Annotated in this window: 10 protein-coding genes, 1 tRNA gene and 1 pseudogene; all 12 read right to left on the bottom strand. The window is 61.8% G+C overall.

What is annotated here, in order from left to right; translation table 11 throughout:
* The coding region (locus AB5Y82_RS10385) for a proprotein convertase P-domain-containing protein (RefSeq protein ID WP_368173932.1) at window positions 1-2,437 on the bottom strand (2,437 nt) is incomplete at its 3' end.
* Window positions 2,434-4,440, bottom strand: coding sequence for a prolyl oligopeptidase family serine peptidase (locus AB5Y82_RS10380; protein WP_111899622.1), 2,007 nt, complete (start codon window positions 4,438-4,440; stop codon window positions 2,434-2,436). The genes AB5Y82_RS10380 and AB5Y82_RS10385, both read right to left, overlap by 4 nt.
* Window positions 4,440-6,578: a TonB-dependent hemoglobin/transferrin/lactoferrin family receptor gene (locus AB5Y82_RS10375; protein WP_159143892.1), complete on the bottom strand. Its 2,139-nt coding sequence runs from the start codon at window positions 6,576-6,578 to the stop codon at window positions 4,440-4,442. Before AB5Y82_RS10375 ends, AB5Y82_RS10380 begins: the two co-directional genes overlap by 1 nt.
* A 162-nt stretch (window positions 6,579-6,740) precedes the next feature.
* On the bottom strand, window positions 6,741-7,616 hold the full coding sequence (locus AB5Y82_RS10370) for a flagellar motor protein MotB (RefSeq protein WP_106844513.1): 876 nt from the start codon (window positions 7,614-7,616) through the stop codon (window positions 6,741-6,743).
* Complete coding sequence (locus AB5Y82_RS10365; protein WP_042056089.1) at window positions 7,594-8,352, bottom strand: flagellar motor protein; 759 nt, start codon at window positions 8,350-8,352, stop codon at window positions 7,594-7,596. Before AB5Y82_RS10365 ends, AB5Y82_RS10370 begins: the two co-directional genes overlap by 23 nt.
* 388 nt (window positions 8,353-8,740) lie before the next feature.
* Window positions 8,741-8,828: transfer RNA gene (locus AB5Y82_RS10360), tRNA-Ser, on the bottom strand.
* A gap of 145 nt (window positions 8,829-8,973) precedes the next feature.
* Window positions 8,974-9,591: a TPM domain-containing protein gene (locus AB5Y82_RS10355; protein ID WP_005337196.1), complete on the bottom strand. Its 618-nt coding sequence runs from the start codon at window positions 9,589-9,591 to the stop codon at window positions 8,974-8,976.
* A gap of 20 nt (window positions 9,592-9,611) precedes the next feature.
* Window positions 9,612-10,314 (bottom strand): annotated as a pseudogene (locus AB5Y82_RS10350) (YgcG family protein).
* Window positions 10,311-10,901 carry a LemA family protein gene (locus AB5Y82_RS10345; protein ID WP_021231419.1) on the bottom strand — a complete coding sequence of 197 codons (591 nt, stop codon included), beginning with the start codon at window positions 10,899-10,901 and terminating at the stop codon, window positions 10,311-10,313. Before AB5Y82_RS10345 ends, AB5Y82_RS10350 begins: the two are co-directional and overlap by 4 nt.
* Window positions 10,902-10,986: 85 nt before the next feature.
* On the bottom strand, window positions 10,987-11,724 hold the full coding sequence (gene mepA, locus AB5Y82_RS10340; RefSeq protein ID WP_111901333.1) for a penicillin-insensitive murein endopeptidase: 738 nt from the start codon (window positions 11,722-11,724) through the stop codon (window positions 10,987-10,989).
* Window positions 11,718-12,623, bottom strand: coding sequence for an amino acid ABC transporter permease (locus AB5Y82_RS10335; RefSeq protein ID WP_159144589.1), 906 nt, complete (start codon window positions 12,621-12,623; stop codon window positions 11,718-11,720). Before AB5Y82_RS10335 ends, mepA begins: the two co-directional genes overlap by 7 nt.
* Window positions 12,623-13,444, bottom strand: coding sequence for a transporter substrate-binding domain-containing protein (locus AB5Y82_RS10330; protein ID WP_005337190.1), 822 nt, complete (start codon window positions 13,442-13,444; stop codon window positions 12,623-12,625). Before AB5Y82_RS10330 ends, AB5Y82_RS10335 begins: the two co-directional genes overlap by 1 nt.
* Between the last annotated feature and the right edge of the window lie 2 nt (window positions 13,445-13,446).

Below are 13,446 nucleotides of genomic sequence, written 5' to 3'. Positions count from 1 at the left end.
GGGTGCTCCGGCGCCAGAGGCGGGGCCAGAGGGCCAGCAACAGCAGCAGGGGGGAAGTCGTGCCGCCACCCCCTTCATCCTGCTCAAGGGGAATGATGCCGGTGTTGGGCAGGGCTTCATCCTTGTCGCAGCGGGCGCCGACTTGCTGGGCTACCCGCCAGTTGCGCAACTGACCGGTGTCACCGGCGCTGGTGTCGTTGATCTCCAGCAGCCAGCGGCCAGCGAGCGGTTCGCCGTGCAGCTTGTCCAGTGATTCGAACGGTACCAGTTCACGGGGAAACTCCCCCTTGAGCCGGGTATGGCTGGCGTAGCCCTTGTTCCACAGGCTGATCCGGGTGCCGTAAGGGGAGGTGAGCCAGATCTCCAGCTGCTCCAGCTTGCTGTGCTCCAGATCGAGGGCGACCACGAATCCGCTGTCGATGCGGGCCTTGCTCTCGGGCAGGGTGAGAGTGAAGCGGGACAGGCCGTGCCGCTCATCGCTCACCGCATCCTTGATCTGGCCACCCTGGCCGATGGCCCGTTGCCAGAGCGGTTCACCGATCGGCAGTTGCAGGTCAAGGCGGGTTTGGCGCTCGGTGGGGCTGGGCAGGGTGAGCTGGAACTGCAGCGGCAAGGTGACTGCCTCGCCACAGGTCAGGTTGCTCGCTGCTTCCAGCGGCAGGGTCCAGCGGGCGGTGCCATCGGCGTTGAGCTCTCCCTGCCAGTGACCGTCACCCATGAGCCCCTTGCTCGGGAGCAGGCTGGCGTCAGCCACGGTCAGGGGGCGGCCGCTCTGGTTGGTCAATTCGATGGCGAGGCTCTTTTTCTCCCCGGGCAACAGGTAGCTGTCATCGGCAAGGCGGGCCGCGATGGGCGTGGGCAGCAGGGCGTGGTGGCGGAAGGCCTGCTCCAGCAGCTTGCCATAGCTGCGGTCCGGATAGAGGCGGTTGGCGGTATCCACGGTGACGCGCGCCAGCTGGGGCATCCGCACCTGCGGGCCGAGGCCGAAGTGGGATTCAATCAGCAGGGTATCGAACTCGTCACGGGCTACCTCGCCATACTGTTCAACGGCCTGGCGCAGCGCGGTGAAGAGCGGAGTGCCCCACAGCTGGTCGCCGTTGCTACCGTTGATGGTGAGGTGAGCCGGATAGAGGAAGCCCGGATGATAGCGCGCCCGCAGATCATCGAGCTGACGGGGCGTCCGGCCGCTGATCCTGGCATCCCAGTTGAAGACCATGAAAGGCTCGAACTGGCGGGCTTCGGGACTGCGCTGGCGCCAGCTGGCGGCCAGATAGTCGCTAAAGCCCTCGCCGATGGCGCCCCAGTCCCCCTCTTCTCCCATGTCGGGCAGGATATGGTGCTGCACCGCATGGCCAAATTCGTGCCAGATCACCATGGGATCTTCCGCGTCGGGCACCCCTATCCGGCCAATTTCCAACCGGCGCAGGAAGGGGTCATAGAGGGAGTTGTCCTGCTCCCCGGCATCGGTATCGATGGCCAGGGGGCCGCCCATCAGCGTCGGATAGCCAAGGGATTCCACATGGCGCTGGGCCAGATCCAGATGGTAGTAGCCATTGATATCGAGGAAGGCGGGCTGCTGGTGATCCAGCTGGAAGCCATCGGCATCAGGGCTGCTAAAGGGGGCAGTTTCCGGCTCCGTGCCATCCACGACCCGGGCGCGTGGGCCACTCAGCTGGTAGGTGTCATCCACCTTTTGTACCGTGAGCGGGACGGTGCGATAGGCCCGCTTGTCCAGCACCAGATCGTGGCGCCACAGCAAATTGCCATCTTGCAGCTGAGTGCGTGGGTCGAGGGCAAAGATGCGGGCCTGCACCGTGGCCGCTTCCCCTGCCAGCGGGACTGCTTCGGCACGGGTGTTGGCCTCTTGCAGCGTGCGCCCCAGCAGGGCGCTGCCATCGCAGGTGACAAACAGTTGCCAGTGGCTGCTCTTGCTGTTGCCCGGCTGGCTTTCCACCGCCAGCAGACGCCAGGCCGCAGTCAGGGTGTCGCCATCCTGCCAGTACCAGGGCTGGGCTTCGTCACTGCCAGCGAATTGCCACACCGTACTATCCAGCGTGGCGGTATAGGCATCCACCCCGGCGCGGCTTGCTTCATCACATGGAGCCGCCTGTGCCTGCATCAGCCGGGTATTGTGATAAAGGCGCCACGGGCGACCCTGCTCATCGAGACTGACTGCGGCCATCAGGCCGGCGATCGGTGCGCCATTGAGCTGCTGGCGATAGTGAAGATAGTGGCCCAGCTTGCCTTGGCGCTGGTAGGCCGGGGCATCACTCAGGGTGACGCCGAGCTGCTGTTCGAGCCAGAGGCGGGTATCGGCCGGGGCGTCCTGTTCGACAAAACGCAGTTCGGCGGCCTGAGTGGAAAAGCCAGCCAGCCCCAGCAAGAGGGCGGGCAACAGGGGTTTCATAGTGGTACTCCCAATCAGCGGCAGGGTCATTGATTGATCCCCGCCAGATGCAACAAGAAGGCAAATTCACGAGCCCGATCGCCACCACCGGCGCGGTGGCCACCCTCCAGTTCGGTCAGCAGCAGGTAGGGGCCGGAGCCCGTGCTGTGCTCCCGCAGGCGGGCCAGCCACTTGACCGGCTCCCAGTAGGGCACCTGGCTGTCGTGCAGGGCGGTAGTGACCAGCAGGGGCGGGTAGGGGGCGCGGTGCAGGTTGTCGTAGGGGCTGATGCGGCGCATCGCCTGATACTCTGCGGGCTTGGCCGGGTTGCCCCACTCCTGATACTCCTGACGGGTCAAGGGGAGGGCAGGATCGCTCATGGTGCCGAGCATATCGACGAAGGGAACCTGCAACACGGCACCGCTAAAGAGTGTCGGTTGCTGGTTGAGGGCCGCAGCAACCAGCGTGCCCCCCGCGCTGCCCCCCATGGCAAACAGGGGCAGGGGAGCAGAGTCGGGCGACCAGTGGCGCAGGACGCTACCTGCGGCGATAAAGTCGCTGATGCCGTTCTGCTTGTGGATGCCCCGTCCGTCGCGGGTCCACTGCTCCCCCAGCATGCCGCCGCCGCGCACATGGGCGATGGCGTAGACAAAGCCCCGATCCAGCAGGCTTAACAGCTCTTTCTGGTAGTAGGGGCGCATCGGCGTGCCATAGGCGCCATAGCCGTAGAGCAGTACGGCGCGAGGGGCCATATCCTTGCGCCACACCAGCGAGACAGGCACCCGAGTGCCATCGGCAGAGGTGATCCAGCGCCGCTCGCTCTGATAGGGCAATACTTTATTGCCTGCGGTGTGCTGGTCGTTGATCCACTGGCCGCTGGTCAAATCCAGCCAGCGCTGGCCGGGGGGCTGACTCAAGCCCTGACTGCGCACCAGAATGCGGTCGCTGGCCGGGTCATGTTCTCCTTGCAGCCAGCCGGTACCGGCGCCACTGGCCAGCGGCAGGCGCTGGCGTTCATGGCCGTTGCGATCGAGCAGGGCGAGCCAATCCTCCCCCTGCTGGCGAAACTGCACCACCAGATGGCGATCAAACAGTCGCCACTTCTCGGGATCGCCGAGATCCTCCCCTTTGGCGGGCCACAGGCGCTGCCACTCACCGAGCGGCGTGCTGGCTGAGTAGAGGGCAAACACCCCCTCTCGGTTGCTCTTGATCACCCAGCCGGATTGACTGTCCAGATAGTATTCCACCCCGCGCTGGCGGGGTTTGACCTGCTGCGGCTTGCCCGAGTCGAGCAGGTACTGCTCCGAGCTGTCGTGGTTGTTGCCCTGCAACACCAGATGCTGGCCATCCGTGGTGCGATAGAGGCTGAGCAGCCAGGCGGGATCCTGCTCCTCATAGAGAGTCTGCTCCTGGCCATCCTGCCAGCTGCGCAGCTGCCAGGGGCGTAGGGTGTAGCGCTCGTTGGCGATGGTGTAGAGGGTGCGACCATCTTGTGACCAGGCGAGATCAGCGCTGCGCTGTGCCAAACTGGCCAGCGCCTTGCCGCTTTGGAGATCGAGCAGGGTGACCTGATAGTCGAGATCGCCGCGCCTGTCTTCGGCGATGGCCAGCGTGCGGTTATCCGGGCTCAGGGCCCAGCCGCCCGCTTCGTAATAGCCCTCACCCGCTCTGGCGGGAAGCCGCTGCTGCACCTTGCCCCCGTGGCGTTGCCAGAGTGAGCCATCCGGGCGCAGCTGCCATGCCTGATCGCCGCGGCCAAGCCAGTTCTCTGGCACAGATTCCCCCGCCGGATGGCGGGCAAATTCGGCGCGCAAGGTTGCTTCCAGCGGCTGCTGCGCGGCTAGTTGCTGCTCGCTCCAGTGATTTTGCTGTTTGAGCAGGGCGAGTATGGCCGGGTTGCTGCGGCTCTCGTCCCGCAACCAGAAGTAGGGATCCTGGCGTACGGGATTGCCTGAAATCAGGTGCGATTGGGACGGGATCGGCGGTGGCAGGGCCTCTTGCGCCCACGCCAACGGGGCGGCCAACAGGGCCGCCATGATTGCATGATGTTTCATCACATCCCCACGAAACGGTAGCTGAGGCTGGCTGACAGGTAGCGGCCGCTCTGGCTGTAGAGGGAGGTATCGCTGCCAGCCGGAAGTCCGGCCACATCCTGATAGCGGACGTAGCGGGTATCGAGCAGGTTGCCGATGGTGGCATTGACCTTGAGCTCCTCGGTGATCTGCCAGTCGCCGGTGAGATCCAGACTGAACCAGCCTGCGCTGCTCTGGCAGGCACCGTTGTAGCCAGTCTGCGCATTGGCGCACTGGGGCACCTTGGTCATGGCGGCGGCATAGTTGCCACTGAGCTCAACCCCCCAGTCGAGCTGTTGCCAGCGCAGGGTGGTGTTGCCTTCCAGCGGTGTCTGGGTGCGCAGCGGCTCGCCGCGGTGATCCTTGCCATCCATCCAGGCCAGATTGGTCGAAAGCTCCCACTCATCGCTCAGCCAGAGGCTGGCGGCCAGCTCGGCGCCCCAGGTTTCTGCTTTGGCAACGTTGCGATATTGGCGCAGGAAGACACCGTCATCGAGGCGAAAACCGGTCTGGCGCCAGTCGATGAAGTTGTAGTAGCGGTTGTAGAAAACGGCCGGTTTGACGCTCCAGTTGTCGCTTTGGCCATTCACTCCCCACTCCAGACTGTGGCTGGTCTCCTCCTTGAGGTTGGGGTTGGCAATGATCTCGAACGGCGGCATGGCAAAGTAGTGAGGAATGTTGCCGTAAACCTGATCGTAAGCGGGGGCGCGGAAGCCGTTGGCATAGCTGAGCCAGCTGCGCCATGTTTCGTTGAAGCGGTAACTGGCCGCCACACTGGGGGAAATGTGGTCGCTGTGGTTCTCGGCCAGATTGCTGTCCGGTGCGCGCAGGCGCTGGCGGTCAAAGCGCAGGGTCGGGGTAAACTGCCAGTTGCCCAGATCGATCACATCGCTCAGCCAAATGCCATCGCGGCGGGTCTCGGCCTTGCTGAAGGGGGCTTTCTGTCCCTGGGTGGTGATGCCATCTTCCAGGGTCAGATTGCTGACCGGTCGCTCGTGGTTGGCCTGCTCCACTTCCACACCGTAGCTGAAGGTGTGATCCAGCGAGCCGGTGCTCAGCTTGTTCTGCAGCTCCAGCTCACTGCCAAGGCGCAGCTCCTCGAACGTGGAGAGGGTGCGCTGGCTGCGATATCTGGGATAGCCGCTCAGGGCATCGTTGCGCAGCAGCTGGCGCTGGTTGGCTTCGTTGCGTGACTGGTTGCCAAACAGGCTCCAGTTGAGGGTATCGACCATGCCCAGATCGCTGGCTTCCCAGCTGAACTTGCCGCCCTGGGTGCGCTGATCGCCATCTTCCTGAAAACCGATCACGTCCCAGCTGCCATCGGGTTGGGGCACCGCCTTTGGGCCCATCTGGCGTTTGGCGTGATCCTCGTAGTAGTCCAGCTCCAGCCGCAGAGCGTGATGGGCATTGAGGGGGAGGCGGCTGCTGGTGGAGGCACTCATGCCATCCAAATCAGCCGGAATGCGGTTCTCTTCAAAGTTGGCGGTTTCGTTGCCACGCCAGCCGGAGAGGCGCAACAGATGTTCGCTCTCCAGTGCCCGTACCGCGCCGGTCATGCTGAGCTTCTTCTTGTTGCTGTCGCCACCGTAGAGGGTTTTGGCCGCCAGATAGCTATCTTGCTGTTGCAGATAATCTTCCGGCTGCTTGGTATTCATCACCACGGTGCCGCCGATGGCATCGGAGCCATGCAGGGAGGAGCCGGCCCCCTTGGCCACCTCAATCTGCTTGATGTCATCAAGGTCGAAGTTGAAGCGACCCACCTTGTCATTGATGTTGTCGGCGCCAAAGCCGTCACTGACGCGTACCCCATCCTTGATCAGCAGGATACGGTTGCCACCGATGCCGCGCACGCTGATGTTTTGCGGTCGCCCGGCAGATCCGGTGACCGAGACACCGGGGATCTTGCGAAACACATGAGTCAGCTCGCTGGCGACCTGACGGTCCAGCTCTTCCTGGGTGATGACGGTGATGGAGCCGGAGACATCGGAGAGTTTCTGTTGTACCCGTTGCCCGGTGACAATGATGGTGTCGTCGCTGCGAGCCTTCTCCACAGGGGGAAGATCGGCCGCGCCAGCGGAGGCACACAGGAGTGCCGGCCATGCCTGAAGCAGTTTGTTCATAATGATAATTGTTTTTATTTAAGCCTGAGGGGCGGCATTATTGCAGAGGCCTGACCACTTGACAATAAATGGCAATCATTATCATTAAGATCTTATGATGTTGATATTATTGAGCTATTTGTTTTTAAAAAGAGGCTCCCACGCGAGGCAGGAGCGGGGGGATCAGGGCTTGAGCAGTTGCAGCGACTCTTCTGCTGCCTTGCCTTGGGAGAGGGTGATATCGACCCGGCGATTCGCCTGGCGATGTTCAGGGGTGTCATTGGCAAAGCGGGGTTGAGTGTCGGCAACCCCCTGAGCGATGACTCGTCTGGCATCCAGCTGGGGGTTGGTCAGCATGGTCTGCACGATGGAAGAGGCCCGCAGCACCGAGAGCTCCCAGTTATTGCGATAAAGCTCCACCGGCGCCTGGGAGTTGTCGGTATGACCGGTGACCACTACCTGCCCCGGGATATTGGCCAGAATGCCTGCGATCTTGTTGACCAGCGGGATGAACTGGGGCTGCAGGAACGCCGAATCGGAGGGGAATAGCGCCTTCTCGCCGATGCGGATCACCAGTTGACTGCCGAGTTGCTCGACCTCGAGATCCTTCGATTCAATCTGGGCCTTGAGTTGCTGCTCAAGCTTCTGCTTGGTCACCTGCACCCACTCCTGCTCCTTGGTCTTGTGGGGCCAGGCTTCGGTGGCGCTCGGTTTTTCCGAGGCACCTATGGTCTCGTTGAAGGGGTCCGATGCCGCCATGGGGGCATCTTTTTCCAGTACAGTCTCTTCTTTCGGGCTGCTCGGCGTGGTCTTCGATTCCGGCTCGAGAATCCCTGTTCCCCCCTGCATCAAGGGTGAGCCGGCAGGCGGGGAGATGAGGCCGATTTTACCCAGCGACTCGATAAAGCCCTGGATAAGCACTCGGGTTTCGGACTGCTTGGCCATGGCAAAGGAGTAGAGCACCACAAACAGGGCGAACAGCAGGGTCATGAAGTCGGCATAGGAGACCAGCCAGCGTTCATGGTTCTCCGGTGCTTCAGCCTTTTTCTTTTTGGCCACCGTGACCTCCCAGATAAGGTTCGAGGGTAACTTGCAGGCGCGCTTGGGATTCGCCATCCACGATGCAGAGAATGCCGGTCAGGGTCATCTCCTTGTAGTGGCGGATCTGGTGGGCAAACCCCTTGTAGCGGTTGCCGAACGGCAAGAAGATCAGGTTGGCGGCGGATACCCCGTAGATGGTGGCGATAAAGGCCACCGCGATGGCACCGCCCAGCTTGTCGGGGGCATCCAGCAGACCCATGGCGTGGATCAGGCCAAACACCGCCCCGACGATCCCCATGGTCGGGCAGTAGCCGCCCATGGCTTCGTAGAATTTGACCGTCTGTTCGAGATCTTCCTGCTCGAACTCGATCTCGTTCTCCAGCACCTCGTGTATCTTGGTTTTCTCGTAACCATCAACCATCATCTGCACTCCTTTCTTCAGGAAAGGATCCTTGATCTCGTCGATCATCCCTTCCAGCGCCAGCATGCCGCTGCGGCGGGCGTTGCCTGCCAGAGTCTCCAGCAACTGGGCCTGTTCATGCATGTCGAGCTTGAGGGGGGAGAGCAGCCATTTGAAACGCTTCATGGTGCTGCCGACGACGGAGAAAGGGAACTGGGTCAGCGCAGCACCTATGGTGCCACCGATCACAATGAGGAATGCGGGCAGATCGAGCAGTGCACTGGGGTGCCCCCCCTCGATCATGTTGCCGCCAAGGATGGCGATCAACGCCAGTACCAAGCCAATCAAGCTCATTTTTTACACGTCCCTGCATGTTGATAATGGCTAGTGTAGCTACTTAAGTATCAGTTTTTCAAAATGAAATCCAATCGCTGAGCAATTAATGGGCGCTGGGTAACGTCCATAAAAGAAGGCGTGTTGCGGTCATAAGATGGCATTGCAATCATCTTGTTGCTCCTGTTGTCACAGGAAGGATCGCTTGTCGGGTGGGGCAATCACAAAAGCAAGGTAGGGGGCGGGAGCTGGCAATACGAAAAGCAGTGATGTTCCATCAGGGCTTTGCAAACCGGGGGATGAGTGCGTGGATGACCCGCCGCTGCGTGGCTCTGGCTCACTTGTCGGCATAGGTGTTTGCGTTTGCCGGAAAGCAAAAAACCGACCCTGAGGTCGGTTTTTTTAAATTTGGCGGTGAGGGAGGGATTCGAACCCTCGATACGTTGCCGTATACACACTTTCCAGGCGTGCTCCTTCAGCCACTCGGACACCTCACCAAATTTTCGTTCGCTGCGCTGTTGCGCTGGAACGGGGCGTAATTTAGGGGAAAGGACTGTGTGGGTCAACCTCTTTTCCCCTTATTTTTCATAATCTTTTCCGAATGCCTAACCCTTGTGCAGAATGCCGGTTTTTTAAACCGGATCAGGGCTTGTCGAGGATGATCAGACTGTCCGGCAGCTCGTTTTGATCCCGGGTGGCCGGGAAGGCGTCGGTCAGAATGGCGCTAACGCGCTCCACGCACTCCAGAAAACCCTGTTCGATCTCCTTGTTGCGCACTCGCGCCACGAAGTCGTCGATGATCTCCTGCCACTGGCCGTTGTCGATATGCTGGGCGATGCCGTCATCCACCAGTATTTCTACATAGTGCTCGGCGGCCGAGACGAAGATCAGCACCCCGAGCCGGTCGCGGGTGCGGTGCAGCCCCTGCTCGACAAATTGCAGGCGGGCCATCAGGGCAGCCCGGTGCTGGCGAACCTTCTTCGGGATGAGCCGCATCTTGATGGGGGTCCAGTGGAACAGCAGGCTCAGCAGCAGCCAGACCGACCACTGCACCAGCAGGATTTCGTACCAGCCGAGCCAGAAGCCGAGCTGGAACACCAGCAGCGGGGTGAGCATCGCCAGCAGCGCCGCCCAGAGGGTGGGAATGTAGCGATAGCCATCGCTGGCCGGGGCCAGCACGGTGACCAGTTCAGCATCAGTCTCTAGCTCCGCTTCGCGCACCTTGGCCTGAAGCGTGTGGAAGAACTGTTTAGAAATCATGATTTGTCTCTTTACTCCTGTTACCAGCCACCGGAGGCTCCGCCGCCGCCAAAACTGCCGCCGCCACCGCTGAATCCGCCGCCGGAGCGACCACCAAAGGAGCCGGCACCCAATCCACCGGCCATGTAGGCCGACCGACGTCGTCCTCCCGGCCCNGTGGAGTACGATCATCGCAATCACCACCAGAATAAACAGCCAGGGGCCGCCACCGTTGTCACTCTTTGGCTGCTCGACCGGCTGATATTCTCCGGCGAGTGCCTTCATGATGCTCTGGCTGCCCGCCATGATCCCGGCCACCATATCGCCGCGCTTGAAGGCGGGCAGGATACGACCATGGATGATGTTGGCTGCGATGGCGTCGGGCAGGGCGCCTTCCAATCCATAGCCTACCTCGATCCGCACCTTGCGCTCATCCTGGGCGATCAGCAACAGCACGCCATTGTTTTTGCCTTTCTGGCCGATCCCCCAGTGGCGACCGAGCTGGTAGCCGTACTCCTCGATAGTCTCCCCATCGAGGCTGTCGACAGAGACCACCACCAGCTGGATGCCGCTGCGTTTTTCAAAGGCGGCCAGCTGCTGGGTCAGTTGATGGGCCTGTTTGCGGGACATCAGACTGGCTTCATCCACCACCCGTCCGCTCAGCGTCGGGAAGTCCGGCGCCGCTTGCAGGGCACTGGCCCAGAGCAGCAGACAGGGAAGAAACCAGCGCAGCATCATCTTCATTGGAAGCTGACCTTGGGCGCCTCATCGGCACCGGGTTTGGCACTGAAACTGGGTTTGGCTTCCAGATCCGAGTAGAGCAACTTGGACCAGATGACGCCGGGGAAGGTGCGGATCTCGGTATTGAACTGGCGTACCGCCTCGATATAGTCGCGGCGAGCCACCGAGATGCGGTTCTCGGTTCCTTCCAGCTGGGCCTGCAGGGCAAGGAACTGCTGATCCGCTTTCAGCTCGGGGTAGCGTTCTACCACCACCATCAGGCGGGAGAGGGCGCTGGAGAGCTGGTTCTGCGCCGCTTCAAACTCCTTGAGCTTGGCAGGATCGCTCACCTGCACGCTGCCGACCCGGGCACGGGCATCGGTGACCGCTTTGAGGGTCTCCTGCTCATGGCTGGCGTAGCCCTTGACGGTGGCGACCAGATTGGGAATGAGGTCGGCGCGGCGCTGATACTGGTTCTCCACCTGTCCCCAGCTCGCCTTGACCTGCTCATCCAGGGTCGGAATATTGTTCATGCCGCAGCCGGTCAGGCCGAGCAGCAGGGTCAGGGTCAACAGGCTCTGCGTGGTTCTGCGCCAGAGTGATGTGGCCATCTTGTTGTTCTCCTTTGATATTTCGAGTCGATAGTGCGCCATGGATGGTGTACGACCAAGAGTACACCACCATACCAGCTTGGGGTCAGTTGCCACAACGCGCAGGTAGCTCAGGTCGCTTGTTGATGCCGGAGACCTTGGGCAACTGGGGCTTGTCTTTTAGCCAGGATGCCAGCTCTTCCCCGCAGCCATTGCCGGGCGGAATGGGAGCCTGGGGCTCGCAATCTGGGCTGCCCACCGGGCAGCGCAGCCGCACGTGGAAGTGACTGAAGTGGCCCACCCAGGGGCGCAGCTTGGCGACCCAGGGTTCGTTACCAGCCTGTTGGCAGACCGCGGATTTGATCACCGGATTGACGAAGATGCGGGCCACCTCGGGTTTGCTGGCCGCAAGCCGCAGCAGGGTGAGCTGCTGTGGGCCAAAGCGGCCCGGTAACATCTTGTAGCTGGGTTCGTCGATCAGTGCCCACTCCTTGGGGGCATCCTGCTCCCATTTGCTGATGGGGCGGTTGGTCATGCGAAACCAGATATCGGCATCAAGGCCAGTCTGGTGGCTGCGATGGCCGGAGGTAAAGGGGCCGCCACGGGCCATCGCCAGATCGGCGATATAGAGATCCGGCAGCCCGGCCATGCGGGTCTGGTTGGCCAGCGCTTGCAGATAGTGGATGAGGTCGGGGTGGCCGTAGTAGCGCAGCCGTTTGGTGCGGATCACCTGATAACCCGGCCCTTCGAGGGGCAAGGATACACCGTTTTTCAGGCAACCGGCGGCATAACCACCGATGGCTTCCGCTTGCAATACGGTCGCCAGCAACAGGGACGTCAGCATGAGCGTGCTCCTTGTCTTGCTTCGAGTCGGCTCAGCAATACGAACAGACTCAAACATATAGATAAATAGGCTGCGGCTACCAGCAGCCAGATCTCGTAGACCAGTCCGCTGGAGTTGGCCATCTCGGTACCGACGAAGGTGAGCTCCTGCACCGAGATAAGGGAAACGATGGCGGTATCCTTCACCAGCGCAATGAGCTGGCCGGTGAGGGGGGGGAGCATCAGCAGCATGGCCTGCGGCAGGATCACATGGCGCAGCCGCACCCAGGGAGAGAGCCCGAGGCTCTGCGCCGCCTCCCACTGGCCACGGGGGATGGCGGTCAGCCCGGCGCGGACGATCTCGGCGACGAAGGCTGCGCTGATCATGCCAACGCAGAGGGTGCCTGAGATGAGGTTCTCCCAGCGGGCAGGTGGGCCAAACAGCGCCTCTTGCCACGGGGAGAGTGATACGGTGCCGAGCCAGCGGGAGAGGCCGCTTGCAGGCAGCAGCTGGTTGGCGATAAAGAAGTAGAAGATGAAGATAAAGACCAGCGGCGGCAGATTGCGGATCAGCTGGATAAACAGGGTCGCGGGCATCACCAGCCAGGGTCGGCGGCTGAAGGCGGCTACCCCCAGCGCAGTGCCGAGCAGCAGCGCCAGCACCATGCCGAGCAGGGCGATGCGCAAGGTAGTGAGCAGACCGCTGAAAAAGTAGGGCAACTCGCCGTGAGGGCCTGGGGTGAACAGCAGATCGAAGGCCTCATGCCAGCGCCACTGATAGGCCACCCCGATGTGCAAGCGGCTGGCCAGCCAGAGGCCAGCCAGCAGCAGGATCAGGGCGATCGCCCCATCCAGCCAGTTGATGTTCCGACATGGCTTCCGGACGATGCGCCGGATGGTCTGTTTGAGGGCCATCAGCATCAGGGATTGGCGACCTGCGCTTCCCACGCCAGCGACTTGAACCAGTAGTCATGGCGCGCCTTGAGCCAGCCATCGGCCTGACGGGCGGCGATCCACTCGTTGAACTGTTCAGCCAGGGCATCATCCCCCTTGCGCAGGGCAAAGCCTTCATCGCCTTGTGCCAACGGCTCGGCAAACGGCATAAAGAGGGCATCCGGGTGGCGCAGCGCCTCTTGCTCGGGTTTCGGGGAAGAGGAGAGGGCGCCGTGGGCGCGGCCGTTCAGCACCTCCTGAAATATCTGTGACTCGTCATCAAACTGGCGCAAGGTGGCCTTGGGGAAGTGCGCTTTGGCTACCTGTACCGGCGAGGCGCCACGACGTACCGCCAGGATCACCCCGCGCTGGTTGAAGTCCGCCACGGTTTTCTTCTCTTTGGCCATGGTGCTGGAGGCGGCCAGCTGCACCCCCGAATGGGAGTAGGCCTGGGTGAAGCGCACGCTCTTCTCCCGCTCGGGGGTGATGGTGAGGCCGCCGATGATGACGTCATATTTTTTCGCCAACAGGGAGGGGATGATCCCATCCCAGGCGGTAGGCACGAACTCTACCTGCCAGCCGTTATCTGTGGCGAGGCGACGGGCTACGTCAATCTCGAAACCGATCAGGGCCCCCTGCTTGTCGCGCATCGCCCAGGGGGCGAAGGTGGACATGCCGACCCGCAGGGTACCGCTCTGCTCGATCTGTGCCTGGGTGTCGGAGGGGGCAGTTTGTGCCAGTGCCGGAGTGAGCAGGCTTGTCAGTAGCAGGGCAGCGCCCGACAGGGTGGTCTTGAATGACAGATTCATGG

The organism is Aeromonas sp. s13, assembly GCF_040907905.1.
Taxonomy (GTDB): Bacteria; Pseudomonadota; Gammaproteobacteria; order Enterobacterales; family Aeromonadaceae; genus Aeromonas; species Aeromonas veronii.
The sequence above is the reverse complement of the archived record's forward strand: the minus strand, read 5'-3'. Positions and strand labels throughout refer to the sequence as shown.